We start from the raw sequence: 24,378 nt of genomic DNA, 5'->3' as shown, positions 1-24,378 counted from the left end.
CGATCAGCTAAACACGAGTCCGACGTCACAGGCATGATCTGCGCGCACCTGGGTACCTGAAACAGCGAAACAGCACGACCGACGATCGCTCCGCCGGAGAGAAAACATGCTGACCGATCCGCACAGCGCGGCCGCCAAGGGACTGGCGCAGTACCTACGGCTTGTCGCCCGCGAACTCGGCCTCGACGCCGCCCAGGGGTACTACGAACTCGACGCGCCCGCAGGCGCGTACCTCGATCTGCAACGACGTCTGGCAGCCTTTCCGACCAGGAACACGGCACTGGTCTGGGACGAGGAACACGGCTGGGCCGTCGGTGTCGACTCACACAGCGGCCTCAGCCTCGTCGTGTTGTCCCACCTCGGCGAACGGGTTCTTCCCCCGCCCGAGGCTGTCGCCGCCTTCGTGGAGGCGATCTTCAACGGCCGCTGGCCTGGCCAGGCGCGGCCGTCCCGGCTCCGCCGTGCGGACGCCGAGGACGGCCTCGATGCCGAACTCGCGGCGTATGCCCGCGTTCCGGTCGGCCACGGACGAAGCGAGCCCGTTCCCGCGTGATCGCCTCAGGCTGCCGCAACTGCCAGCGCGGGCGCGGGCGTGTCGGACACGGGCGTCTCGGCCGCAGCCTCAGCCTCAGCCTCGGCACGGCGTGGCTTGCGCAGAGCGGTCGCGGCGATCCCGGTGGCGACGAGTGTGGCGAGACCCGCCATCAGCAGAGCCGGTTCCGGTCCGAGCCGGTCGCACAACCAGCCCAGCAGCGGAGCGCCCGCCGCACCAGCTGCCGCCGCGATCGCACCTTCGACGGCGAGCACCCGCCCGCGCATGTCGTCGGCGCAGCCCAACTGCAACAGCGTGGTCTTCGTCGTGTCGATCAGCACAGCTCCTGCCGCGATCGGCAGGATCAGCGCGGCGAACCCGAGCATCCCGGGAATCAACCCACTGGCGGCCTGCAGCACGCTGGTGACGGCGGCCGCGCCGAGCAGGAGGGGGATGGTGAGCTCACGCGCACGAGCCGCGATGAGCCCGCCGACCACGGTGCCGACGGCGAAGATCGACGACAGCATTCCGTAACCGGCGGCACCCGTGCCCAGCGGTCCCTGGGTCATCGCGGCCATGGTCACCTGATAGTTCCGGCCCAGGCTGGACAGGACGAAGCCGAGGGCGAACAGCAACACCAGCACGCGCTGTCTGCGCAGATACGTGAGGCCCGCCCGCACCCCCGCGCGTTCCGCGGTGCTCACCGCCAGTTCGTGCAGTTCTTCCTTGCGCATCACCAGGATCGTGACGATCACCGCGATGAACGTCACGGCGTTGAACACGAACAGCAGGGCGGCCCCCATCACGGCGGCCAGCACACCCGCCAGGCTCATGCCCAGCACCCGGCCGGACGAGCTGATGATCGAGTTCAGCGCGAGTGCGTTGCCAAGGTCCTGACGCGGCACCACCTGGCCCGCGAACCGGCCCAGGGCGGGCCCCTCGAAGGTGCCGATGAGCCCGGACACCACGGTGAGTGCGTAGATGGCGGTCAACGGCACGTGAGTGAAGACCATCAGCGCGAGGAGTAGCGCGATGATCAGGTGTAACGACTCGCCCAGCACGATGATCCGCTGGGGTTTGAACCGGTCGGCGAGCGCGCCCGCCCATGGGCCGAGAAGCAGCGACGGCAGGGTGCTCAACAACACGGATATTCCGACCGAGGTGGCGGACCCGGTCCGATCCATCACCACCCAGTTCAGGCCGAGTACCTGCATCCAGGATCCGGTGACCGAGATGAGGTCAGCCGTGGCCCAGAGCCGGTAGTTGTGATTTCCGAGCGCACGAAGCATCGGCGGCAGATTTCGCCGCAAGAGAGGTCCTTTCACAGGGAGCCGGGATGCGCGCTCAGTGGTGCGGGCCCGGCGGACGAGATGATCGAGAGCCCTGGTGCTCGCCAAGGCTCCGCCACGCTACCTGTCACTCGGGGTAAACATCGACATCTGTGACTGACGCAATCGCGACACCCTGACCTGCTAACACTTCTCTTTGTCGTGGGTGATGTCACTGACTGTGAGTTTCAGCATTCGTCTTGACCTCAACCAATGTCGAAGTCATAGCTTTGGCTTCGGCGCCAGCGGGACAGCCGTGGCCAGAAGTTGTGGAGACGTGAATGCGCGCGATTCGGCAGCACGAGTTCGGTCCAGCCGACAGGCTCCGCCAGGAAGAGGTGCAGGACCCCGCGCCCGCCGAAGGGCAGGTGCGGATCAGGGTCGCCGTGGCGGGTGTACACCTGCTCGACACCACCATTCGCTCGGGCACGAACGGTGGTCCGTTCCCGTTGCCCGAACTGCCGATGACTCCCGGCAGGGAGGTGGCCGGAGTGGTGGACGAACTGGGCGCGGGGGTGGACGGGTACTGGCTCGGTAAGCGGGTCGTCGCGCACCTCGGACCAGCCAGCGGTGGTTACGCCGAACTCGCGGTGGTCGCGGCCTCCTCGCTGCACGAACTGTCCGCCGAGGTCGACTTCGCCGCGGCGGTGGCCATGATCGGTACCGGCCGCACCGCCGTGGGCATCCTGCACGTCGCCGCGCTCTCGGCGGACGACGTCGTGCTGGTTCCGGCCGCGGCCGGCGGCATCGGCACCCTGCTGGTGCAGGAGGCGCGGCGGGTCGGTGCGATGGTGATCGGCCTCGCGCGCGGGCAGGACAAGGTGGAACTGATCCGTTCACTCGGAGCTGATGCGGCGGTGGACTACTCCGGCGAGGATTGGTCGGCGACGGTTCGGTCCACACTGGACGGACGTGAACCCAGCGTGGTACTCGACGGCGTCGGCGGCACCGTTGGGCAGACCGCGCTCGAAATGCTGGGCATCGGCGGCAGGGTGATCACGTTCGGCTGGTCGTCGGGCGAGCCCATCCGGATCACCACCGAGATTCTCTACTCGCGCGGACTAACCGCAGCCGTCGCCGTCGGCCCTCGGCTGCTGCGCCGTCCCGGCGGACTTCGCGGTCTGGAGACCGAATCCCTCGCCGCACTCGCGCAGGGGCGCTTGTCGCCTGTTGTGCACGAGCCCTTCCCGCTCGCCGAAGCCGCTTCCGCACACGCCGCACTGGAGGGCAGGGCGACAACCGGCAAGGTCGTCCTCACGCCGAACCGCTAGGGTGGCGCCGGTAGTTACCGGCGAGTAGGTCGCCTGCGTCCGGACAACAGGAGGAGCGCCATGTCCCATCGGGTCACCGTCGAGCGAGACGGCCATGTACTGCTCATCGGGGTCGACCGGGCCGCCAAGCGCAACGCCTGGGACCTGCGGACGATCTCCGAGCTCAGTGCCGCCTACGACCGGCTCGCCGAGGACGACGAGCTGCGTGTCGGCGTCGTCCACGGCCACGGCGAGCACTTCAGTGCGGGCCTCGACCTGACCGACGTCTTCCCCGCCGTTCGGGAGCACGGGCCCGGTGCGCTGTCCGGCGACGGCAAGCACGACCCGTTCGGACTCTGGAAGGAGCCGGTCGGCAAACCCGTCGTGCTCGCGGTGCAGGGAATTGCCTTCACCCTCTCGATCGAGCTCGCGCTCGCCAGCGACATCGTGGTGGCGGCCGACGACGTGCGGTTCCGGCAGTTGGAGATCGGTCGCGGCATCATCCCGTTCGGCGGCGCGACACTACGTGCGCCTGCGCAGCTCGGCTGGGGAAACGCCATGCGGTTCCTGCTCACAGGGGAGGAGTTCGGCGCGGCGGAGGCCCACCGGATCGGCCTGGTGCAGGAAGTGGTTCCAGCCGGCACCCAGCTCGAACGGGCGAAGGAACTCGCGGCGTTGATCGCCGCGCAGGCGCCGCTCGGCGTCCAGGGCACCCTGGCCAACGCACGGGTCGCGCTGCGGTCCGGCTCCGAACACGAGGCCGCTGAGCACCTGCGGGGGCTGCTGCCCGGCATCGTCGGCAGCGCGGACGCCGAGGAGGGCGTGCGCAGCTTCGTCGAGCGCAGGCAGGCCGAGTTCACCGGCCGCTGAGTCCCGACCGCGTCAGCGCCGCAGCGCCGCGGAGAGATCCGCGTCGGACGGCTCCACCAGGTGGGTGCCGTCGGGCCAGACGACGGTCGGAATCCGTCGCGGGCCACCCTGCAGGCGCCGCACCGCTTCCGCGGCGGCTTCATCGCTCTCGACGTCGACGTAGCTGTATGCCACCCCCTCGCGGTCCAGCAGTGCCCTGCTGCGCCGGACATCCGGGCACCAGCCCGCGCCGTAGACGGTGAGCTGGTCGACGTCGGGAGCGGTCATCGTGGCCTCCTCGTCGCCCGGGGTTTCGAGCCGGACGTATGCGGTCATTCCTATCCGAGCATGGTGCAACGACGGAAAGGATCACCATGGACGTCTGCGAAGTCTGCGGAAACACCTACGACCAGTCGTTCGAGATCCACACCCGCGACGGCGCGAAGCACACCTTCGACTCGTTCGAGTGCGCGATCCATCAGCTGGCCCCCATCTGTGAGCACTGCCGGTGCCGGGTGATCGGTCACGGAGTCGAGGTGGACGGGCACTTCTTCTGCTGTGCGCACTGCTCCCGGCAGAGCAGCGTGGGCAGCGAGAAGGCCCGCGACAAGGTCAGTACCGGCTGACGCGGAAAACGGCCGTAGGCACTAACCCTTGGTCAGCAGTGAGCGCAGGAAGAACGCGATGTTCGCCGGCCGCTCACCGAGACGGCGCATGAAGTACGGGTACCACTCGGCGCCGTACGGCACGTACACCCGCATCCGGTGCCCGCGTGCGGCCAGCAGTTCCTGTGCTTCGGGCCGGATCCCGTAGAGCATCTGGAACTCGAAGTCCGCGTGCTCGCGCCCGGCCTTGCCCGCGAGGTGCTCGGCGATCGCGATGAGCCGGGGATCGTGGGTGGCGACCATCGGATAGCCCTGCCCTGCCATCAGCGTCCGCAGACAGCGCACGTAGGACGCGTCCACCTCCGTCTTGTCCCGGAACGCCACGGACTCGGGTTCGTCGTATGCGCCCTTGCAGAGCCGGATCCGCGAACCGGGTCCGACCAGCTCGGCGCAGTCGGACTCGGTGCGCCGCAGGTAGGCCTGCAGCACGGCGCCCGTCGAGGGAAAGTCCACGCGCAGGTCGCGCACGATCGACAGGGTCGAGTCGGTGGTGGTGTGGTCCTCCATGTCAACCGTGACCATGGTGCCAACGGCGGCCGCGGTCGCGCAGATCTGCCGGACGTTGTCCAGCGCGATCTTCTCGCCGTCCACCGGAAGGGCCTGGCCCACGGCGGAGAGTTTCACCGACACCTCCGCGCGCTCGGCGAGTCCGTGCTCGCCGAGCGCGCGGAGGAGTGCCTGGTAGGCGGACACGGTCGCGCCGGCCTGCTCGCGGTCGGTGGTGTCCTCACCGAGGTGGTCGAGCGAGACCAGCCGGTCGGTGCTGAGCTCCTTCGCCGCGCGCACCGCGTCGTCCAGCCCGCCGCCCGCGACGAAGCGGTCGACGATCGGGCGCACCGGCGGGGCGTTCTCGACCAGGGAGCGGCAGGCCGGGGACTTCGCCGCCGCGAGCAGAGCCGAACGCAACATCTCACTCTCCCTGGTGTGGGTAGCCGGAGTTCACCGGCGGGACGAAGGTCTCCTTGATTGTGCGCGGGCTGATCCAGCGCAGCAGGTTGTAGATGGACCCCGCCTTGTCGTTGGTGCCGGAAGCCCGTGCGCCACCGAACGGCTGCTGTCCGACGACAGCCCCGGTGGGCTTGTCGTTGACGTAGAAGTTGCCCGCGGCGAACCGCAAAGCCTCGCTCGCCCGCGCGATGGCCGCGCGGTCCTGTGCGATGACGGCACCGGTGAGCCCGTAGGCCGCACCCTGGTCCACCTGCTGCAGCACCTTGTCGAAGTCACCGTCGGAGTACACGTGCACGGCGAGGAAGGGACCGAAGTACTCGGTGTTGAACACCTCGTGCGTCGGATCGGTGCCGACCACGACCGTGGGCCGGACGAAGAAACCCTCCGAGTCGTCGGCCGTGCCACCGGCGATGACGTCCAGAGTGGACTCCTCGTGGGCCAGGCGTTGTGCGGCGGCGAGCTTGTCGAAGCTGCGACGGTCGATCACCGCGCCCATGAAGTTGCGGAAGTCGGTGACGTCACCGACCGCGAGGGATTCCACTTCGGACACCAGGTCGTCACGCATGCGGTTCCACACCGAGCGCGGCACGAACGCCCGCGACGCGGCGGAGCACTTCTGCCCCTGGAACTCGAACGCACCCCGTACGAGCGCCGTGCGCAGCACGTCGACATCGGCGGACTGGTGGGCCAGCACGAAGTCCTTGCCGCCCGTCTCGCCGACAAGGCGCGGATAGGTGCGGTAGCCGGAGATGTTGGCGCCGACGGTCGACCACAGATGCTGGAAGGTCCGCGACGAACCGGTGAAGTGCACCCCGGCCAGCGCCGGGTCGGTCAGGGCGACCTCGGAGACGTCGAGACCGTCACCGGTGACCAGGTTGATGACGCCGGGTGGCAGTCCGGCCTCCTCGAGCAGCCGCATGGTCAGGTGCGCGGCGAGGCCCTGTGTAGGCGAGGGCTTCCAGACGACCGTGTTGCCCATCAATGCGGGGGCGGTGGGGAGGTTGCCCGCGATGGCGGTGAAGTTGAACGGCGTGATGGCGTAGACGAAGCCCTCGAGCGGACGGTAGTCCAGCCGGTTCCACATACCGGGGGAGCTGACCGGCTGCTCCTGCTGGATCTGCCGGGCGAAGTGCACGTTGAACCGCCAGAAGTCGGCGAGCTCGCAGGCGGAGTCGATCTCGGCCTGGATGGCTGTCTTCGACTGGCCGAGCATCGTCGCCGCGTTCAGCGTGTCCCGCCACGGTCCCGACAGCAGGTCGGCTGCGCGCAGCAGCACGGCGGCCCGCTCGTCGAAGGGCAGCCTGCGCCAGCTGTCCGCCGCTCGAAGTGAGGACTCGACCGCTGCCTTGGCGTCCTCCTGGGTCGCGTTGCCCATGGTGCCGAGAACGTGGCTGTGTCTGTGCGGCTGCACGACATCGATCTGCCTGCCGCCACCGGGCCGTTGCTCACCATCGATGGTCAGCGTCAGCTCGGTGTGCTGCCCGGCCAGTTCGGTGAGCTTCGCGGACAGGCTCTCCCGCTCCGCGGAGCCGGGTGCGTAGTCCCGCACCGGCTCGTTGCGGGGCGCGGGTGTGGTGGTGATGGCGTCCATTCGAGCTGCCTCTCGCCGGGTACGTGTCCTGAACACGCTAAGCAGGTCGAACTCGCAGGGGATTGTTTCATCCGCTAACGTGCCACGGTTGGCATTGTTCGATCGAACAGAGGAATTCTGGTGCCCGATTCGCCGCGGGAAGATGCGCCGACGCTGCGCGGTCTGCTGGTCGCGATCGGGGAACCGCTGGTCGATCTGTACGTCGCCAACGCGTGGCTGGACGCGCAGGTTCGCGATGTCACCATTCTGGACCCGGACGACGAGCTGGGCAGCTACTCCGGTGAACTGGTGCTGATCATCGGTGCCCGCGGGCGGGAGGCCGTTCGCTTCGTGCGCGCTGCTGCCCGTCGTGGCGCTGTGGCCGCTGCCGTGAAGGTGGACGCCCAGGTCGGTCCGGAGACGCAGGGCGGCCTGCACGAGTTGCGTGCCGCCGCGTCCGAGGCAGGGATCGCCCTGCTCGCCGTGCGTCCCAGGGTGCGGTGGGAGCAGTTGGAGACGCTGGTGCGCGAGGTGCTCGACGCGGCTGCTCTCTCGGCCGGACTCGGATCGGAGGGTGGGACCGGCGATCTCTTCGCTCTCGCGCAGACCGTCGCCGTCCTCACCGCGGGCAGCGTCATCATCGAGGACGCGGGCAACCGGGTCCTCGCCTACTCCCGATCGGACGACGAGGTCGACGAGCTGCGCAGGCTCTCCATCCTCGGTTGGGAGGGACCGGAGTCCTATCTGGCGATGCTCCGTGAGTGGGGTGTCTACCAGCGGCTGCGTGACGGCGAGGTGGTGCACATCGACGAGCACCCCGAGGTCGGTATCCGGCGCAGGCTGGCGGTGGGTATCAGGGCGGGCGCCCAGTACCTCGGCATGATCTGGGTGCAACAGGGCCGTGAGCCGTTCGCCGAACGCGCCGAAAGCGCCCTGCTCGGCGCGTCCAGGGTCGCCGCGGCGCACCTGTTGCGCTACCGGGCGGGAAGCTCACCGGGCAACCGCTCCCAGCAGGAACTCGTGTCCGGACTGCTGGACGGGCGGTCCAGCCCCGATCTGGTCGCCGGGCACCTCGGTCTCGATCCCGCGACTCCTGCCGTCGTCGCCGCCGTGACCGCGCCGGCCGAACCCGACCACTCCGCACGTGAGCTGCACAAGGCGGAGATGCTCAACGTCGTCTCGGTGCATGCCACCGCCTACCGGCGGTCCGCGCTGGTCGGCGCGATCGGCACGCGGGTGTACGCGGTGCTGCCGGGTGTGCCGCTCGGCGCGGTGGAACCCGCACTGGTCACCCTCGCCGAGGACATCACCGCCGTGCTCCGCAGGAGGACCGGCGCCAGCGTGCAGGTCGGGATCGGCGCACCGGTCCTCGGGCTCGGCAAGGTGGTGCGTTCGAGGTCGGAGGCCGACCGCGTACTGGAGGTGATGGCCCGCGATCCGCAACGCAGCGTGGCGACGATCGCCGAACTACGCGGCGAGGTACTCCTCGGCGAGGTACTGACCCTCCTGGAAGCAGCCGAGGACCTGCGCGATCCCGGGGTGTCCGCGCTGGTCGAACACGACAGGGCGCACGGCACCGAGCTGGTGGTTTCGCTGCTGGCCTTCCTGGACGCGCTGGGGGACGTGCGATCCGCGGCGAATGCGCTGCATGTGCACCCGAACACGCTGCGCCACCGGGTGCGGAGGGCCGGCTCGATCAGCGGAATCGACCTGACCGAGCCGAGGGAACGGCAGTTCTGCCACCTCCAGTTGCTACTCGTAGTGACCCGGGCGGAGCAGGGAAACCACGCCCAGTAGGCGGCATGCAGGGCCGAGTCGCGATGCCAAGATGATCGTGGCGGCTTTCCGCCAGCGCTGATGACCGGCAAGAGGGGTGCAGGTGGCCAAGCTCGGTGAACTTGAGCGTGCGGTGATGGATGTGTTGTGGGGGCATCGGGAGTCGATGAGCGTGCGCGCGGTGCACGGGGAACTGGCCGGCCGGAACCTGGCCTACACGACGGTGATGACGGTACTCACCAGACTCGCGTCGAAGAACGTGGTGCACAGGGAGCGGTCCGGTCGCGCCTGGCTGTACTTCCCGAAGGTGAGCAGGGACGAGTATGTCGCGGGGCTGATGCTGGAGGCCTTGGCGATGACCGGTGACCGGGACTCGGCGCTCGTCCACTTCGCCCACTCGGTGAGCACCGCCGAGGCCGATGCGTTGCGCGCGGCGCTGGTGCCGCAGGTGATGCCTCAACGCGAGGGCGCGGTCCTGCGCAACCAGAGCAGGCCGATCACCGGCAGCACGAGCGGGATGAACAGGTAGCCACGGCCGTAGTTCGACCACACCGTGGCGTCCGGGAACGCCGCGGCGTCGAAGACGGTCAGTGTGCCGACGGTGAGCACGCCGACGAGCTCGACACTGCATGCGGCGAGTGCCACCCGCCACCACGCGAGTCCCGAACGGGCGAGGGCGAGGGTCGCGAGCAGGTAGACGACGGCTGCGAAGGCCGACAGCACGTAGGCAAGGGGGGCCTCGCCGAAGCGGGTCGCGATCTGTACCGCTGCCCTTGACGTGGCGCCCACGGCGAAGATCGCGTAGATCGCGATCAGCACCCGTCCCGGCCCGCTGGCCGTGGCCCCGACCGCGGGCACTTCCGGATTCTCGGCCGCACTCTCAGGCACCGGCACCTCCCCACACCTCGGACATCCGCAGGATCAGCACCGGAACGGTGAGGCAGGCGACGCCGAGGACGGCGGTGCTCGAACGGGTCCGTTCCGCGAGCGCCCATGCGGTGCCGATGGGCAGGACCAGCAGCGAGCCGATGAGGTAGGCGAGGAAGGTGGCCATGCTGCCCGGCCGCTCGCCGGAGATCAACAGGACGATGGCGATGACCAACTGGGCGACCAGCAGGGCCTCGATCACGGCGAGGCCGATGAGCAGCGGCCGCTGGGGTGCCCGGTTCCGCAGGACCAGGACGAAACTCCAACCCGCGACAGCCAGCGAGGTCAACGCGACCGCCACTGCGAACCCAGTGATCACCGGTCCTCCGTCCGGACGTACTGCTACTCGGGTCGTAGGTTACTGACCGCTTCCCGGCGGCCGGACGTCCGGCCGGGGGTTCCGCACGTCGCGGACAGTGAAGTTGTCGCCGTTGCGTAACACAACATACCGGTCATTATGTTTATCCTGAATGTGACAGACTTTTCGGGCGGCTAGGCGATCTTCTGCTCGGCCGACTCGATGAACGGTAAAGCGTTACACGTCATACGGGTGAAGCAAGGAAGTCAAACCCTACTTAAGTAAGGTCTTCCGGTTCGCGGTGGTCAATATTTCCTACCCTGTTCAGACCAATCGAACCGCTGAAATGGCGGATTGGCTTTCCGGGTTCGGTATGACTGAATGTTGAACGGGCCGAAGCGGCCAGGGGGCAAATTTCCGGAGGGTATTCGAATGGATCTTCGGTACGAGGCATTCTGCTTCGCCGATCCCCTGTTCTTCGATGAGCAGCGGCGGTCGGACACCGAGGAGGACGAGTTCGCCGCCGCGTTGCCGTTGCCTCGGGCTGGTTGGCATGAGGGGAATAAGGGCACTTGGCGGATGCTGGCTCCGGATGATGTCATCCTGCCTGGACAGGGCTGGAAGATCCATGTGAGCGCATGTCTGGGCAACGCCGAGACGGTACTCGCCACCGTGTACGAGTACTGCGTGCAGCGACGAATCGCGTTCAAGCATCTGCGCACGAAAACAGTTCTCCTCGCACGAAACTCGAAATACGCCCCGCGGGACTCGAGTGGAAAATTGATCACGATTTACCCGGCGGACGACGAAGCGCTGACGCAGGTGCTCGCCGAGCTTTCCGATCAACTCGCCGGCCAGCCGGGCGCCTACATTCTCAGCGACCTCCGTTATGGCGACGGACCGTTGTACGTCCGGTACGGCGGATTCGCAGAACAATGGGTCGAGATGGACGGCACCAGGGTGCTGGCCGTCACGAAGCCGGACGGGACATTGGTGCCCGACCGGCGAACACCGACGTTCACCGTGCCGGAGTGGGTGGACCTGCCCGAATGTCTCGCACCGCACCTGGCGGCGCGCAAGGGCGGCGATCCGGCCAAGTTCCCGTACCGCGTCACGTCCTCCCTGCACTTCTCCAACGGCGGCGGTGTCTATCGCGCGACGCGGCTCGCCGACGATCACGAGGTGGTGCTGAAGGAGGCACGGCCGCACGCCGGCCTCGACCGCGACGGGGTGGACGCGGTGCAGCGGCTACGGCGGGAACACGACATCCTGCGCAGGCTCTCCGGTATCGAGGGCGTCCCTGAGGCCTACGACCTGTTCACCGTCTGGGAACACCACTTTCTTTCGATGGAGTACGTTCCCGGCCGTTCGCTCGGTTCGTGGCTCCCCCGCAACTATCCCCTCACCAGGGTCGACTCCACGGAGCAGGACATCGTCGACTACACCCGGCGCGCACTGGCGCTGGTGGAACGGGTGGCGACGCTGATCGACCAGGTGCATGAGCGCGGCGTCGTCTTCGGCGATCTGCATCCGCTGAACATCATGGTGGACGGCGAAGCGGACGAGCGCGTCTCGGTGATCGACTTCGAGATGGCCTTCGCCGCCGAGGAAACGGGCAGACCCGCACTGGGCGCACCCGGCTTCCGTGCCCCCGCGGACCGGACAGGCTTCGACATCGACGCGCACGCCCTCGCCGCGTTGCGGCTGTGGGTCTTCCTGCCGCTGAACGCGCTGCTGGAGTTGTCCCCGGCGAAGCTCGCCGGTCTCGTGGACTCCATCGAGCGCCGCTTCCCGCTGCCGGACTCCTACGGCGACGAGATCCGGGCGGCGCTGACACCACGCGGAAAGGATGTGCCCGCTCCCGTCGCGCATGAGTTCGATCAGCCCGAGCCGGACTGGGGTGTGGTGCGCAAGTCGCTCGCCACCGCGATCCTGGCCAGTGCCACCCCGCACCGCACCGATCGGCTGTTCCCCGGTGACATCGAACAGTTCCGGGTCGGCGGTACCTGCTTCGGCTATGGCGCCGCAGGTGTGTTGCACGCCCTGGACGCCGCGGGCGCGGGACGCTTTCCCGAGCACGAGCGCTGGCTGATCGATGCCGTGCACCGCGACCCACCCACCAGGCCGGGCTTCTTCGACGGAGCGCACGGCATCGCCCACGTACTGGAGAACCTCGGCCATCAGGACGAGGCGGACCGGCTACTCGCGGACGCGGAAGGGCTGGTGGCCCAGACGCGCGACCACAGCTTCGACGGCGGTCTCTCCGGTATCGGGCTGAACCTGCTGCACTTCGCCGAGACGCGGCGCGACGGCGGACTGCTCACCAGGGCCGTCACCATCGGTGAGCGGCTCGCCGAAGCCCTCGCCGCCGACCAGGAACCAGGTGACTTCGCCAGGGCCGGCCTGCTCAACGGCTGGTCCGGTCCCGCGCTCCTGTTCGTCCGGTTGTTCGAGCACACGGGCGACCGGGGCTGGCTGGTCGACGCCGATCGAGCGCTGGCCCGTGACCTGCGCGAATGCGTCGTCACCGACGACGGCTCCCTGCAGGTCCGCGACCGCGGCGCGCGCACCCTGCCCTACCTGGGCATCGGCAGCGCCGGTGTCGCGCTGGTCGCAGAGGAACTCGCCGCACACTCGCCAACCGCCGAATGCCTCGGCAGTCAGGACGAACTGCTGCGCGCCTGCCGGGGTGAGTTCGTCATCCATCCCAACCTGGTCCTCGGCCGCATGGGGTTGCTGGCGGCACTGGCCGCCGCGAATCGCAGAGATCCGAATCCGGAGTTCGCCGCATCGGTCTCACTGCATCTGTCCAGGCTGGCCTGGTACGCGATTCCCTACGGAGAGGACGGAATCGCGCTTCCCGGCAACCAACTGCTGCGGCTCTCGATGGACCTGAACACCGGCAACGCCGGTGTGCTGCTCGCACTCGCCGCCACCCTGGACGGGCACGGTCGCGTGCTGCCGTTCCTCGGTGCGGGTTACTCGCTGACGGCCCCTGTGCCGTCTCCATGAACCTCCGGCCGGACCCCGACCGGTGGAAAGTAGAACAAGGAAAGGGAACACAATGGATTTCGTTCTTGACCTGCAGAACCTCGACGCGCCCGAGGACATGTCCTACGGCGACCCGAGCAACGGTGGTGGCAGCAACCTGAGCCTGCTGGCGTCCTGCGCCAACAGCACGATCAGCCTGCTCACCTGCCACTGATCGAACCGAGCGCGGGAGCGGCACAGGCCAAGTGCGCCGCTCCCGCGCCGCCATTCTCCCCTTTTTCGGCTGGCGGACCAGTGCTGTTCCGCACAAGTCCGGCCGGAAGAGCTGGACGAACGGAGCGAACGTGAGCACTCGTCGCGATGGCGATCGGCTGCTGCGTGCGCTGATTGCCCGAAACCCCGCGGGACTGGGGTTGATGGCCGGGACGGCGCTGGTCGCCACGGCGGCGGGACTGCTCCTTCCCGGTGCGCTGGCCTCGGCGGTCGACACCGCGATCTCGGGGCAGAGCAGTTGGGCGCAGGTGCTGTGGCTGCTGACACTGGGGGTCTCCGAGATCCTGGCCGAGGTGTTCGGCATCGTCGTCACGGCACGGGTCACGCACACCGGTGCCGCCTGGCTGCGCCACCGGCTTTCCCGGCACCTCATCCGCCTCGGCCTCCGCTCTCCCTTCCCGGAGGGCGACGCCATCAGCCGGATCACCGGGGACAGCACAGGGGCAGCCGCTGCCCCCTCGCTCGTGGTGCAACTCGGCTCGGCCCTGGTGCTCTCGTGCGGCGCGATCGTCCTGCTGGCGCTGCTCGACTGGCGGCTCGCCGCGGTGTTCCTGGTCAGCGTTCCGATGGCGGTCCTGCTCGCCCGTTCGCACCTGCGGCTCACCGCCGACGACGTCACGACCTATCAGGAGGTCTCCGGGGAGCTGTCCGCCCGGCTGCTGGACGCGGTCTCCGGGCTACGCACGATCGCCGCCTCCGGTACAGCAGAGCGGGAGGCGGAGCGGGTGCTGCGTCCCCTGCCGTTGCTGGGCGCCGCGGGGATCGGCATGTGGCGCACGCAGGCCCGGATGGTCTGGCGGGCAGGTCTCCTGCTCCCCAGCGTGCAGCTGGCCGTGCTGGTCGCCGCGGGCTTCGGCGTGCTCGCCGGGCGACTGAGCATCGGCGACGTGCTCGCCGCGCTCGGCTACACCATGCTCGGTATGGGCCTGGTGGGGCAGATCGCGCTGCTGACCGCGTTGTCGAAGGCACGGTCCTGTGCCACCCGGATCACGGCCGTGCTCGACGTCCCCGTCCCCGAGCGCGGGAAGTTCCGGTTGCCGAACGGCGCGGGCACGATCGAGGTGCGCGGAGTCGGCGTCGAGGACGTGCTCCACGACATCGACGTGACCGTGTCAGGAGGCACCCACCTCGCCGTCGTCGGTCCGTCCGGCGCGGGCAAGTCGACGCTGGTCGCGGTGCTCGGCGGACTGCGTGCACCCGATCGTGGCGAGGTGCTGCTCGACGGCGTCCCGTTGCGCTGCCTGCCGCCGGAGGACATTCGCGCCGCGATCGGGCACGCCTTCGAGCGTCCCGCGCTGCTCGGCGCGACGGTTCGCGATGCCGTCGCCTACGGCAGCTGGGCCGGCACGGCTTCGGTCGAGCGAGCGTGCCGGGCTGCGCAGGTGCACGACCTCGTCGTGCGGCTGCCCGAGGGGTACGACACACCGCTGGCCGATACGCCGCTGTCCGGCGGCGAGGCCCAGCGTCTCGGCCTGGCCCGAGCACTGGCACGGGCGCCACGAGTGCTCGCGCTGGACGAGGCGACCGGAAGCCTGGACACCGTCACCGAGGCGAGGGTGGAGGACGCGATCACCGGCCTCCTGCCGGGACGGACTCGGTTCGCGGTGACGCATCGCGCGACCACGGCACGGCGGGCAGACCTGGTGCTCTGGCTTGATCAGGGACGGGTCAGGGCATTGGCTCCGCACCTCGAACTCTGGGACGACCCGCGTTACCGAGCGGTCTTCACCGAGGCAGCGGACGAGGAAGGATGACCAAGCAGCTGGCGGGCCGCACCGGCGAGACGATCCCCAGGTTGTACTGGGCGACCCTCGGCGGGCAGTGGCGTGGCTGGGTCGCCCTGCTCGGCTGCTCTGTCCTGGAGAGCCTGCCCGCGTTCCTGTCCGGTCGGCTGGTGCAACTCTCGGTGGACCAGGGGTTCGCCGCGGGGGACGCGGTCAGCGGCACCGCCTGGTTGCTGGTCTTCGCCGTGGTGGCGGTGCTCGGCGCGTTCGGTTCCCGGCTGGTCTGGCAGCGCCTCGGCACCGTGATCGAGCCGCTGCGCGACACGCTGGTCGCGGCGGTCGTGCGGGGTGTGCTGCGCGGCGGCACACCCCGGCGCGCGGGGCCGGACGCGAGCGGAGTCGCTCGGATCACGCAGCACGTGGAGATCATCCGGGACGCCACGGCAGGCCTGCTGGTGCAGGCGCGCGGGATGGTGGTGACGACCGTGGCGGCGCTGGCCGGGTTGTTCACCGTCGCGGGGTCGCTGGCCTGGCTCGTGGCGATCCCGGTGACGGTGTCGGTGGTGTTCTTCGCCTGCCTGCTGCCCGCTCTCGCCCGCAGACAACGGACGCTGGCGATCGCCGACGAGCGGACCGCGGAGGTCTCGGGACAGGCGCTCGTCGGTATCCGTGACGTCGTGGCGTGTGGTGCGGAACCGGCCGCGATCACCGAGGTGCACGAGGCGGTGGACGCGCAGGCGAGTGCGGCCATACGGATGGCCTCGGCCGCCGCGCTGCGCACGCTGGTGGTGGCGACCGGGGCGTTCTTCCCGTTGCTGCTGGTGCTGGTGCTCGCGCCGGGGATGGTGGCGTCCGGGCAGCTCACGGCGGGCGCGGCCCTCGGCGCGCTGGTCTACCTGGCCACCACGATGCAGCCCGCGCTGCAGGGTCTCGCGGCCACCGCGAGCACCGTCGTGTTGCGACTGCTGGTCGCGCTGCGCAGGCTCGGCGAGGCGTGCGCACCGGAGCAGGAGCGCGGTGTCGACGCCGTTCCGGACGGCAGTGCGATCTCGATCCGCGGCCTCACGCACCGGTGGGGAGCCAAGGCCGAACCGGTGCTCGATCGCGTGGACCTCGACCTCGTGCCCGGCGATCACCTCGCCGTGGTGGGTCCCAGCGGTATCGGTAAGTCGACATTGGCGAGTCTGCTGACCGGCACGCTCGCTCCGCAGGAGGGGAGTGTGCGGCTGGGCGGGGTGCCCGTGGGTGACATCCGACCGCAACTGCGGCACCAGCTGATCGCCTTCACCCCGCAGGAGTCCTACGTCTTCGCCGGGACCGTGCGGGAGAACCTGGCGCTGTTCGCCCCGCTCGCCGACGACACCGACCTGCTCGCCGCGGCCGATGCGGTGGGCGCCGGCGCGCTGGTGGAACGGCTCGGCGGGCTCTACGCGGAGCTCGGGCACGCGGGATCTGGGCTGTCCGCCGGTGAGACCCAGCTGCTCGCGCTGGCCAGGCTGTACGCGTCACCGGCGAAGGTGGTCGTACTCGACGAGGCCACGGCGAACCTCGATGCGCAGGCGGAGGCCAGGGCCGAGCGCGCGTTCGCAGCCAGGGGCGGGGTGCTGGTGGTGATCGCGCACCGGCTCAGTTCGGCACTGCGGGCGGACCGGGTGCTGGTGATGGACGGCGGACCCGCGGGCGTGGCGTCGGTGTTGCTCGGTACCCACACGGAACTGCTCGACCGCTCGCCGCGCTACGCGGAGTTGATGCAGGCCTGGGAGGGGCCGGTCACGGCGTCGGCTCGATCAGCAGCCGCTCCAGCGACGCGCGCAGCTGCCCGGTGATCTCCTTCGGCCTGCGGGCTGCCCGGTCCACGAAGACATGGACGAAGTGCCCGTCGGCGACCAGTGTCTGGCGGTCAGCGGTGTGGATACCGATCTCGTAGCGGACGCTGGAACGGCCAAGACGCCCGACCCGCAGGCCGACTGCGAGCGTGTCCGGAAAGCCCACCGAAGCGTGGTAGTTGCAGTGCGACTCCACGCACAGGCCGATGAGATCGCCGTCGTGGATGTCCAACCCGCCTGCGCGGATCAGCCACTCGTTGATGACGGTGTCCATCAGCGAGTAGTGCACGACGTTGTTCATGTGCCCGTAGACGTCGTTGTCCTTCCACCGTGTGGGGACCTGCTGCCAGTGGGGGTAGTCCTGCTGCATGGCCTGAAGCTAACCCACGGTCGCGGCCGAGGCGGGTGTGACCGCGATCTCACCCACAGGTCGCAGGGTGTGGCCATGGCGTCTGGTCTGGCTATCGGGTACCGTCGAAGGCGTAGGCAGGTTAGCGGCACGACCGCTTGGTAGATCGGAGCCACCCCGACGGCGTGGGTTAGACCCCAGCGCCCCAATGAGAACTTCATTTGTCGGTGGGGCGGCTGCGCAGGAAATGCGCGGTTTCTGAATTCACTTTCGTGCAATTGACAAGTCCTGCTCTTGACGTAAGCCCTGACGCGATTCGTGCGGTGGCTTTGTCAAGCCTATTCGCAAATTCGCGGTGGCCTGATTTCGGGCGCCAGAAAAACCAGAGGTGTGCATGTCCGCAACCGAGACACCGACCAGGCCCGAACCCCCAGCCGCCCGTAAACCGAAGCCCATGCTGGCCGCGCCGCGTCCGACGTCGGAGCACGTGCTGGTCACCGTGTTCGTGCTGCTGCCGTTGCTGGCGCTCGTCGCAGCGGTGCCCTTCGCCTGGGGTTGGGGACTGAGCTGGGTCGACGTCGGTCTCGGTGCCCTGTTCTTCGTGGTGACCGGTCTCGGCGTGACCGCGGGCTTCCACCGGCACTTCACCCACGGTTCCTTCAAGGCCAAGCGTCCACTGCGGATCGCGCTCGCGATCGCGGGGAACATGGCCGCGCAGGGGCCGACGACCACCTGGGTCGCCGACCACCGCAGGCACCACGCCTTTTCCGACCGGGCGGGCGATCCGCACTCGCCGTGGCTGTTCGGGACCGGCCCGGCCGCACTGGCCAAAGGTTTCTGGCACGCGCACATGGGCTGGTTGTTCAGCAGGGACGTGACCAACGCCGAGCGCTTCGCCCCCGACCTGGTCGCCGACAGCGACCTGCGCACGGTGGACCGGTTGTTCCCCGTGTGGACGGTCGCGACCTTCCTGCTGCCCGGCGTGCTCGGCGGGCTGATCACCTGGTCCATATGGGGCGGCGTGACCGCCGTCTTCTGGGCCGGCTTCATCCGGGTCGCGCTGCTGCACCACGTCACGTGGTCGGTGAACTCGATCTGTCACATGCTCGGCGAGCGGCCGTTCACCAGCAGGGACAAGGCAGCCAACTTCTGGCCGCTGGCGATCGTCTCGTTCGGCGAGTCGTGGCACAATCTGCACCATGCGGATCCCACCTGCGCGAGGCACGGGGTACTGCGCGGGCAGATCGACATCTCCGCGCGGGTGATCTGGATCTTCGAAAAGCTCGGCTGGGCCTCGAACGTGCGATGGCCGACGCCAACCAGGCTCGACCGCATCACAGTGGCGCGCTGAGCCTCGACGCGAGCCTCGCAACATCTTCCGGGCGCGCTCAGTAGCGCCCGTCATTCTCGATTGGGAGAACACATGTCCACAGACACCACACAGCAGGATGCCGCTGGCCGATCGGGCGTCGCCCCGGTTCGGTTCAGCGCGCCGGAGGGCACGGCGGACACCACCCAGGGTGACGCGCTCCACTCCACCGAGGCGCGGGACGCCATGCGGCGGTCGCCGTTCGGCAAGGACGGCAACGCCGCTCAGGGCGAATAGCGCAAGAGGGTTATCACACACCCGTTCGGCTGGAAAACATTGGCTTTTACTGACCGGGTGTGCTTGACTTATTACGACGTCAGCGACGGCTTCCCGGAGCTGATGTCATCCTTTTATTTTTTGTCATACAGGAGATTTTTCATGACGCAGGGCACTGTCAAGTGGTTCAACTCCGAGAAGGGGTTTGGCTTCATCACCCCGGACAACGGCGGCGGCGACGTCTTCGTGCACTACTCGGAGATCCAGGGCAACGGCTTCCGTTCCTTGGACGAGAACGCCCGCGTTGAGTTCGAGATCGGCCAGGGCCAGAAGGGCCCCCAGGCCACCTCGGTCAGCGTTATCTGACCCCAACGCCTTAACCAGCGGAGCCGCCACCTCGCACGAGGTGGCGGCTCCGCTGCTTTGGATGGGGTGGTGGCGGGAGACGGGCGCGCGCGGAGCGTCTCACTGCATCAACTCCGCCCCAATGCGGAGGTAACCGTCTCGTGGCCACGCGCTCTCGGATACCTTCATCCGGTGTCGGCACTGGGAGGATGGACACGATGACGAGCACCGCGACCCGCGCCGGGAACCATGGGGGTTCCGGGCCGCCCGCCGGCGCCGCCATGGAGCCCGCAAGCCGCCGAGATCCTGGGGCAAAGTCCGGGGTCGCCGGAATGCTCGACCTGCCGGGTCAGGCGTATCGGTCGGTCGTGCGCTCCGCGAGCAGCACACCGGGCAGGCTCTCGGTGATCGCGGTCGGACTGGTGGTGCTCGCGCTACTGACCGCGCTGGTCGGCGCGTTCGCCGTGCAGGACAAGAAAGACACCATCGACGGGCTGATCGACCACCGCGAACCGCTGGCCGCGGCCGCGCAGGAGGTCTACCGCTCGCTGTCCGACGCCGATGCGACGGCCGCGAGCGCGTTCCTCTCGACCGGTGCCGAGCCTCCCGAACTTCGCTCGCGGTACGAGCAGGACATCGCCAGGGCCGGGGCCGCGCTCGCCAAGGCCGCGTCCGACTCGGCCGGTGTCCCCGCGGCTGCCGAGCAGGTGGACGTCATCAGCCAGCGGCTGCCCGTCTACACCGGCCTTGTCGAGACCGCGAGGGCCAACAACCGGCAGGGCTTCCCCGCCGGGGCCTCCTACCTGCGTGAGGCTTCGGAACTCATGCGGGCGACCATTCTCCCCGCCGCGGAAAGCCTCTACCGGATCGACACCGAGCGGCTCTTCGCCGAGCAGGACGACGCGACCGACTTCCCCTGGTTCACCGCACTGCTGACGTTCGGTCTGCTGGGGGCGCTGGTCTACACGCAGATCCATCTTCGCCGCCGGACCAACCGGGTGTTCAACGTCGGCCTGGTCATCGCGACCGTCGCGGTCGGGATCGCGATCCTGTGGAGCACAGTGGCGATGACGGTGCAGAGCGTGCTGGTCAGCAGCGGTAGCGAGGACGGCACCGAGCAGGTCGATGTGCTGGTGCGGGCCAGGATCGCCGCACTGCAGGCGCGCGCCGACGAGACCCTGACCCTGGTGGCCAGGGGCGGAGACTCCGACTACGAGGAGGAGTTCAGTCAGTTGGCGGCGCAGTTCGCCGGGCCGGACGGGCAAAGTGGACTGCTGCAGGAGGCCCGCGACCGCACCGATGGCCAGGAGGCCACGGAACATCTGGACCGGGCGAGGGAGAACGCCACCGCCTGGCTCGCGGCGCACGCCGAGGTGCGCGAACTCGACGACACCGGCGATCACGCCAGCGCGGTGACGATGGCGATCGACGGCCAGGACGAGGCCAGCGCGGCCGCGGCCTTCTACCGCCTCGACAACGATCTCTCCGAGGCCATCGGGGTGGCCAGGCAGACCTTCCTCGACGACACGACCAACGGCTCACGTGCTCTCATCCTGCTGACGCCGGGATTCGCGGTCCTGGCCGTGATCGCGGCACTCGGAGCCACCATGGGAATCCGGGAACGCCTGCTGGAGTATCGATGAGCCGGGGACAGGCGAGTTCAGTGCGGGTGAGGAGTGTTCGGGTGAAGCGGCTCGTGGCGCTGATGTCGGCGCTGGCAGTGGTCGTCGCGGGCTGCGGGTCCCCCGGCGCCCCGGTGGATCCGGCTCCGGTGGGTTCGGTGGCGCGGCCGATGCCGGCCAACGCCGGTCCCGTCGAGGTGGACGTCGAGGGAACCACCACCGGGGACTGCGATGCGACGGCGAGCCTCTCGCCGCAGGACGGTATCCCTGGTGGCTCCACAATGGACGAAATCAGGGAGCGTGGCTACCTGGTCGCCGGGGTGGACCAGAACACGTTCCTCTTCGGATTCCGCAATCCGACCACCGGAACTCTCGAGGGGTTCGACGTCGACATGGCAAGGGCCGTGGCGAAGGCGATCTTCGGCGACCCCGACAAGGTCCGGTTCAGGGCCGTCACCTCGGCGCAGCGCATCCCGGCACTGGAGGCCGGTGACGTCGACATCGTGGTGCGCACGATGACCATCACCTGCGACCGGCTCAAAAAGATCAACTTTTCCTCGGTCTACTACGTGGCAGGGCAGCGGATCCTCGTCGACGAGAACTCCGATGTGCGGAGCCTTGCCGACCTCGCAGACCGGAAGGTGTGTGCCAGCAAGGGATCCACTTCGCTGAAGAACATCGCGAAGGCGGAGCCAGGGCCCATTCCCGTCCAGGTCGACGACTGGTCGGACTGCCTGGTGATGATGCAGCAGGGGCAGGTGGAGGCGATCTCCACCGACGACACGATCCTCGCGGGGATGGCCCAGCAGGACCCGACCACCAAGATCGTCGGCGAGCGGTTCACCGAGGAGCCCTACGGGATCGGGATCCCGAAGGACGACGAGGACATGGTGCGCTTCGTCAACGCCGTGCTGGAGGACGTCCGGGGCGGCGAGTGGCAGAAGATCTACGACCGCTGGCTCAAAGGTCCGCTCGGTGCCGCGCAGCCGCCCGCCGCGAAGTACAAGTAGGGGTGACAAGTAGTGACGGATAAGCCGCAGCAGCCACGGCATGCCGTACCCGACGCGGATGGCGTGTCCTCGTCGCAGCCGCAGCGTCCACCTGCGCTCTGGCAGCTGCCCCAGGTCGCGCAACCTGGCGCGGAACCACAGCCGACCAGTGTGCTGTCCGTTCCCGCGCCCGCGACCCAGAGCATTCAGCCACCACCCCCGACCCAGGCAGTCAACCCGCTGGTGCTGCCGGACCCCGGCACCGAAAGCGTGCTGCCCAGCAGCACCAGCGATGGCATCCATCCCGGTTCGGGCCGTGGCAGTGGCAGTGGCACCGGTAGCGGAACCGGATCTGGTACGGGATCGGGCACCGGCTCCGGCGCGTTTCCCGGCACGTCCCGGCGCACGTCCTCCCGCAAGTCTCGGCGTGGACGCCTGGGCGCGGGACTGGTCGAGGTGCCGCAGGTGCCCTACCGGGATCCGGCCTCCGCGGTGCTTGCCGATCCCGTGGTGTCGGAGGAGAAGCGCTTCTGCAGCAAGTGTGGCGCGAAGGTGGGCCGCGGCAAGGACGGTGAGCCGGGTGCGCGCGAGGGCGTGTGCGCCAACTGTGGCACCCCCTTCTCCTTCATTCCGAAGCTGCGGCCGCGCGAGATCGTAGGCGGTCAGTACGAGGTCCTCGGCGCGTTGGCCTACGGTGGCCTCGGCTGGATCTACCTGGCACAGGACCACAACGTCAGCGATCGCTGGGTCGTCCTCAAAGGACTGATCGACACCGGTGATGCGACGGCGATGGCCGCGGCGGTGAACGAGCAGCGCTTCCTCGCCGAGGTCGAGCACCCCAACATCGTCAAGATCTACAACTTCGTGCAGCACCCGGACGCCCACTCGGGCACCACGGTCGGCTACATCGTGATGGAGTACGTGGGCGGGCAGTCGCTGCGCCAGCTCGCGCTCGCGCACCACAGGGAGACCGGCCGGGCGGAGCCACTGCCGATCGGCCAGGTGATTGCCTACGGGCTGGAGATCCTGCCCGCACTCGGATATCTGCACGGTCAGGGACTGCTCTACTGCGACCTCAAGCCGGACAACGTGATCCAGACCCACGAGCAGCTCAAGCTGATCGACATGGGCGCGGTCCGCCGGATGGACGACTACGAGAGCCCGCTGTTCTTCACCACCGGTTACAGCGCACCGGAGCTGGCCAAGCAGGGTGCGTCGGTGGCCTCGGACCTCTACACGGTCGGCCGTACCCTGGCCGTGCTGAGCTTCGAGTTCACCGGGTACACCAGCAAGTACAAGGACAGCCTGCCCGTTGCGGAAGAGGTGCCGCTGTTCGCCCTGTTCGGGTCGTACCACCGGTTCCTGCGCAGGTCCACGCATCCCGACCCGGACCGCCGCTTCATCTCGGCCGAGGACATGGCCGACCAGCTCACCGGCGTGCTGCGCGAGATCATGGCGCTGGGCACCGGAAAGCCCCGTCCCGGTGCCTCCACCGTGTACGGCCCGGAGACCAGGACGTTCGGCGTCGACATGGTCGTTCCCGAGGCGGGACACAGCGTGCCGCTGCCCTCGCCCGCCGAGGTGATCGCCGGCCTGCCCGTGCCGCAGGTGGACACCGACGACCCGGGTGCTGGCGTGCTCGCCACCACCTCGGCGCTGGATCCGCACACGGCCATCGCCTCGCTGGCCGGTGCACCTCGGGAGTCGATCGAGGTGCGGCTGCGTATCGTGCGCGCCCGGATCGAGCTCGGTGAGCTGGCCGAGGCGAACCGGCAGCTGCAGGCGGCGCAGTACCTCGCCATCAAGGCCGGTTACCCGCACGACTGGCGCATCGACTGGTACCGCGGACTGATCGAGCTGGCAGGCAACCGGCCGAGGGTCGCGCAGGTCGCGTTCGACGCCGTCTACGACGAGCTCCCCGGCGAGATCGCGCCGAAGCTCGCGCTGGCGGTCAGCGCCGAGACCAACGGCGACTACTTCGGCGCCTCCCGCTTCTACGAACTTGTCTGGCGGACCGACCACTCCTACGTCAGCGCCGCTTTCGGACTGGCGCGGGTGTACCTCGCCCAGGGCGGAAAAGCCGGGGCCATCGAGGTGCTCGAGTCGATCCCCGCGTCCTCGACACACCATGTCGCCGCGCAGGTGGCTGCCATCAAGATCAAGGCCCGCGGTGGTGGTGGCCAGGAGCAGGCCGCGGTGCACGAACGTGATCTCGTGGACGCCGCCGCCCGGTTGGAGCAACTGAGCCTGGACGCCGAACGCAGAACCCGGCTGTCCGCCGAGGTGCTGGAGGCCGCGTTCAACTGGGTGCGCTCCGGGCAGGCCCAGGGCAGGCATCATCAGGGGCAGCAGCCGGGGGCGAAGGTGCTCGGCTGCGCGCTGACCGAACGAGACCTGCGGTTCGGTCTCGAACGGTGCTACCGCACCCTGGCCAGGCAGGCGAGCAGTGCCGAACAACGCATCGAACTGGTCGACCGCGCCAACTCGGTTCGCCCCCGCACCCTCACCTGACCCGGCCGGCAACAACTCGC

At 68.8% G+C, this 24,378-nt stretch carries 23 protein-coding genes; 16 read left to right on the top strand and 7 right to left on the bottom strand.

Annotated features, from left to right (window positions below; translation table 11 throughout):
• Nucleotides 1-106: 106 nt before the first annotated feature.
• On the top strand, nt 107-553 hold the full coding sequence (locus tag BM199_RS00735; protein WP_091667942.1) for a DUF6292 family protein: 447 nt from the start codon (nt 107-109) through the stop codon (nt 551-553).
• A 5-nt stretch (nt 554-558) separates the two neighbouring features.
• Here BM199_RS00735 and BM199_RS00730 read toward each other — a convergent pair whose 3' ends face one another.
• A complete protein-coding gene (locus tag BM199_RS00730; RefSeq protein ID WP_091667939.1) occupies nt 559-1,821 on the bottom strand; it encodes an MFS transporter in 1,263 nt (420 codons plus the stop codon).
• A 320-nt stretch (nt 1,822-2,141) separates the two neighbouring features.
• On the opposite strand from BM199_RS00730, the gene BM199_RS00725 reads away from it, so the two are divergent.
• The gene (locus tag BM199_RS00725) at nt 2,142-3,131 is read left to right on the top strand and encodes a zinc-binding dehydrogenase (RefSeq protein ID WP_091667937.1); all 990 of its coding nucleotides are present in this window, start codon (nt 2,142-2,144) and stop codon (nt 3,129-3,131) included.
• A 60-nt stretch (nt 3,132-3,191) separates the two neighbouring features.
• The gene (locus BM199_RS00720) at nt 3,192-3,980 is read left to right on the top strand and encodes a crotonase/enoyl-CoA hydratase family protein (protein WP_091667935.1); all 789 of its coding nucleotides are present in this window, start codon (nt 3,192-3,194) and stop codon (nt 3,978-3,980) included.
• Nucleotides 3,981-3,992: 12 nt separating this feature from the next.
• On the opposite strand, the gene BM199_RS00715 is transcribed toward BM199_RS00720, so the two are convergent.
• Nucleotides 3,993-4,295, bottom strand: a complete 303-nt coding sequence (locus tag BM199_RS00715; RefSeq protein ID WP_245788054.1) for a glutaredoxin domain-containing protein — start codon at nt 4,293-4,295, stop codon at nt 3,993-3,995.
• Between the two features lie 38 nt (nt 4,296-4,333).
• Here BM199_RS00715 and BM199_RS00710 point away from each other — a divergent pair, with 38 nt between their 5' ends.
• A complete protein-coding gene (locus BM199_RS00710; RefSeq protein ID WP_091667932.1) occupies nt 4,334-4,585 on the top strand; it encodes a Prokaryotic metallothionein in 252 nt (83 codons plus the stop codon).
• A gap of 21 nt (nt 4,586-4,606) precedes the next feature.
• On the opposite strand, the gene BM199_RS00705 is transcribed toward BM199_RS00710, so the two are convergent.
• Both BM199_RS00705 and pruA read right to left on the bottom strand, forming a co-directional pair.
• A complete protein-coding gene (locus tag BM199_RS00705) occupies nt 4,607-5,533 on the bottom strand; it encodes a proline dehydrogenase family protein (RefSeq protein WP_091667929.1) in 927 nt (308 codons plus the stop codon).
• 1 nt (nt 5,534) lies between these two features.
• A complete protein-coding gene (gene pruA / locus BM199_RS00700; protein ID WP_091667927.1) occupies nt 5,535-7,163 on the bottom strand; it encodes an L-glutamate gamma-semialdehyde dehydrogenase in 1,629 nt (542 codons plus the stop codon).
• Between the two features lie 120 nt (nt 7,164-7,283).
• On the opposite strand from pruA, the gene BM199_RS00695 reads away from it, so the two are divergent.
• Together BM199_RS00695 and BM199_RS00690 are read left to right on the top strand one after the other, a co-directional pair.
• Nucleotides 7,284-8,939 carry a PucR family transcriptional regulator gene (locus BM199_RS00695; protein ID WP_218160271.1) on the top strand — a complete coding sequence of 552 codons (1,656 nt, stop codon included), beginning with the start codon at nt 7,284-7,286 and terminating at the stop codon, nt 8,937-8,939.
• A gap of 76 nt (nt 8,940-9,015) precedes the next feature.
• Nucleotides 9,016-9,447: a BlaI/MecI/CopY family transcriptional regulator gene (locus BM199_RS00690; RefSeq protein WP_091667924.1), complete on the top strand. Its 432-nt coding sequence runs from the start codon at nt 9,016-9,018 to the stop codon at nt 9,445-9,447.
• On the opposite strand, the gene BM199_RS00685 is transcribed toward BM199_RS00690, so the two are convergent.
• Complete coding sequence (locus BM199_RS00685) at nt 9,375-9,806, bottom strand: hypothetical protein (protein ID WP_091669509.1); 432 nt, start codon at nt 9,804-9,806, stop codon at nt 9,375-9,377. The genes BM199_RS00690 and BM199_RS00685 overlap by 73 nt on opposite strands.
• Entirely contained in the window at nt 9,799-10,164 is a 366-nt protein-coding gene (locus tag BM199_RS00680) for a hypothetical protein (protein ID WP_091667922.1), read from the bottom strand. Before BM199_RS00680 ends, BM199_RS00685 begins: the two co-directional genes overlap by 8 nt.
• A 411-nt stretch (nt 10,165-10,575) precedes the next feature.
• On the opposite strand from BM199_RS00680, the gene lanKC reads away from it, so the two are divergent.
• From lanKC to BM199_RS00660, 4 genes are all read left to right on the top strand, one after another.
• Nucleotides 10,576-13,155: a class III lanthionine synthetase LanKC gene (gene lanKC / locus BM199_RS00675; RefSeq protein ID WP_091667919.1), complete on the top strand. Its 2,580-nt coding sequence runs from the start codon at nt 10,576-10,578 to the stop codon at nt 13,153-13,155.
• Nucleotides 13,156-13,207: 52 nt separating this feature from the next.
• Nucleotides 13,208-13,348 (top strand): SapB/AmfS family lanthipeptide, encoded by a 141-nt coding sequence (locus BM199_RS00670; protein ID WP_091667917.1) that lies wholly within the window; start codon nt 13,208-13,210, stop codon nt 13,346-13,348.
• A gap of 202 nt (nt 13,349-13,550) precedes the next feature.
• Nucleotides 13,551-15,161: an ABC transporter ATP-binding protein gene (locus BM199_RS00665; RefSeq protein WP_091669506.1), complete on the top strand. Its 1,611-nt coding sequence runs from the start codon at nt 13,551-13,553 to the stop codon at nt 15,159-15,161.
• A complete protein-coding gene (locus BM199_RS00660) occupies nt 15,158-16,957 on the top strand; it encodes an ATP-binding cassette domain-containing protein (protein WP_091667914.1) in 1,800 nt (599 codons plus the stop codon). The genes BM199_RS00665 and BM199_RS00660 overlap by 4 nt, the downstream gene beginning before the upstream one ends.
• Here BM199_RS00660 and BM199_RS00655 read toward each other — a convergent pair.
• Nucleotides 16,902-17,327, bottom strand: coding sequence for an acyl-CoA thioesterase (locus BM199_RS00655; RefSeq protein WP_091667912.1), 426 nt, complete (start codon nt 17,325-17,327; stop codon nt 16,902-16,904). The genes BM199_RS00660 and BM199_RS00655 overlap by 56 nt on opposite strands.
• Before the next feature lie 373 nt (nt 17,328-17,700).
• Here BM199_RS00655 and BM199_RS00650 point away from each other — a divergent pair, with 373 nt between their 5' ends.
• The 6 genes from BM199_RS00650 (at nt 17,701) to BM199_RS00625 (ending at nt 24,358) form a co-directional block, all read left to right on the top strand.
• Entirely contained in the window at nt 17,701-18,657 is a 957-nt protein-coding gene (locus BM199_RS00650) for an acyl-CoA desaturase (RefSeq protein ID WP_091667909.1), read from the top strand.
• Between the two features lie 72 nt (nt 18,658-18,729).
• Nucleotides 18,730-18,912, top strand: a complete 183-nt coding sequence (locus tag BM199_RS00645) for a hypothetical protein (protein ID WP_091667906.1) — start codon at nt 18,730-18,732, stop codon at nt 18,910-18,912.
• Between the two features lie 141 nt (nt 18,913-19,053).
• Entirely contained in the window at nt 19,054-19,257 is a 204-nt protein-coding gene (locus BM199_RS00640; RefSeq protein ID WP_091669503.1) for a cold-shock protein, read from the top strand.
• Between the two features lie 197 nt (nt 19,258-19,454).
• The gene (locus BM199_RS00635) at nt 19,455-20,879 is read left to right on the top strand and encodes a hypothetical protein (protein WP_091667903.1); all 1,425 of its coding nucleotides are present in this window, start codon (nt 19,455-19,457) and stop codon (nt 20,877-20,879) included.
• 62 nt (nt 20,880-20,941) lie between these two features.
• Nucleotides 20,942-21,868, top strand: a complete 927-nt coding sequence (locus BM199_RS00630) for a glutamate ABC transporter substrate-binding protein (protein WP_245788126.1) — start codon at nt 20,942-20,944, stop codon at nt 21,866-21,868.
• A 12-nt stretch (nt 21,869-21,880) separates the two neighbouring features.
• Nucleotides 21,881-24,358, top strand: coding sequence for a tetratricopeptide repeat protein (locus BM199_RS00625; RefSeq protein ID WP_091667897.1), 2,478 nt, complete (start codon nt 21,881-21,883; stop codon nt 24,356-24,358).
• Nucleotides 24,359-24,378 lie beyond the last annotated feature (20 nt).

Origin of the sequence: Amycolatopsis marina, assembly GCF_900111885.1 — a bacterium.
Lineage (GTDB): Bacteria > Actinomycetota > Actinomycetes > Mycobacteriales > Pseudonocardiaceae > Amycolatopsis > Amycolatopsis marina.
Note: the sequence above shows the minus strand (reverse complement) of the source record. Positions and strands in the feature narration are given on the sequence as shown.

What these genes read in the sequence shown, in the direction of transcription:
- BM199_RS00735 (WP_091667942.1), top strand. Translation starts at nt 107, where the DNA reads ATGCTGACCGATCCGCACAGCGCGGCCGCCAAGGGACTGGCGCAGTAC.
- BM199_RS00730 (WP_091667939.1), bottom strand. Translation starts at nt 1,821, where the DNA reads ATGCTTCGTGCGCTCGGAAATCACAACTACCGGCTCTGGGCCACGGCT.
- BM199_RS00725 (WP_091667937.1), top strand. Translation starts at nt 2,142, where the DNA reads ATGCGCGCGATTCGGCAGCACGAGTTCGGTCCAGCCGACAGGCTCCGC.
- BM199_RS00720 (WP_091667935.1), top strand. Translation starts at nt 3,192, where the DNA reads ATGTCCCATCGGGTCACCGTCGAGCGAGACGGCCATGTACTGCTCATC.
- BM199_RS00715 (WP_245788054.1), bottom strand. Translation starts at nt 4,295, where the DNA reads ATGACCGCATACGTCCGGCTCGAAACCCCGGGCGACGAGGAGGCCACG.
- BM199_RS00710 (WP_091667932.1), top strand. Translation starts at nt 4,334, where the DNA reads ATGGACGTCTGCGAAGTCTGCGGAAACACCTACGACCAGTCGTTCGAG.
- BM199_RS00705 (WP_091667929.1), bottom strand. Translation starts at nt 5,533, where the DNA reads ATGTTGCGTTCGGCTCTGCTCGCGGCGGCGAAGTCCCCGGCCTGCCGC.
- pruA (WP_091667927.1), bottom strand. Translation starts at nt 7,163, where the DNA reads ATGGACGCCATCACCACCACACCCGCGCCCCGCAACGAGCCGGTGCGG.
- lanKC (WP_091667919.1), top strand. Translation starts at nt 10,576, where the DNA reads ATGGATCTTCGGTACGAGGCATTCTGCTTCGCCGATCCCCTGTTCTTC.
- BM199_RS00670 (WP_091667917.1), top strand. Translation starts at nt 13,208, where the DNA reads ATGGATTTCGTTCTTGACCTGCAGAACCTCGACGCGCCCGAGGACATG.
- BM199_RS00665 (WP_091669506.1), top strand. Translation starts at nt 13,551, where the DNA reads ATGGCCGGGACGGCGCTGGTCGCCACGGCGGCGGGACTGCTCCTTCCC.
- BM199_RS00660 (WP_091667914.1), top strand. Translation starts at nt 15,158, where the DNA reads ATGACCAAGCAGCTGGCGGGCCGCACCGGCGAGACGATCCCCAGGTTG.
- BM199_RS00655 (WP_091667912.1), bottom strand. Translation starts at nt 17,327, where the DNA reads ATGCAGCAGGACTACCCCCACTGGCAGCAGGTCCCCACACGGTGGAAG.
- BM199_RS00650 (WP_091667909.1), top strand. Translation starts at nt 17,701, where the DNA reads ATGTCCGCAACCGAGACACCGACCAGGCCCGAACCCCCAGCCGCCCGT.
- BM199_RS00645 (WP_091667906.1), top strand. Translation starts at nt 18,730, where the DNA reads ATGTCCACAGACACCACACAGCAGGATGCCGCTGGCCGATCGGGCGTC.
- BM199_RS00640 (WP_091669503.1), top strand. Translation starts at nt 19,054, where the DNA reads ATGACGCAGGGCACTGTCAAGTGGTTCAACTCCGAGAAGGGGTTTGGC.
- BM199_RS00635 (WP_091667903.1), top strand. Translation starts at nt 19,455, where the DNA reads ATGACGAGCACCGCGACCCGCGCCGGGAACCATGGGGGTTCCGGGCCG.
- BM199_RS00630 (WP_245788126.1), top strand. Translation starts at nt 20,942, where the DNA reads ATGTCGGCGCTGGCAGTGGTCGTCGCGGGCTGCGGGTCCCCCGGCGCC.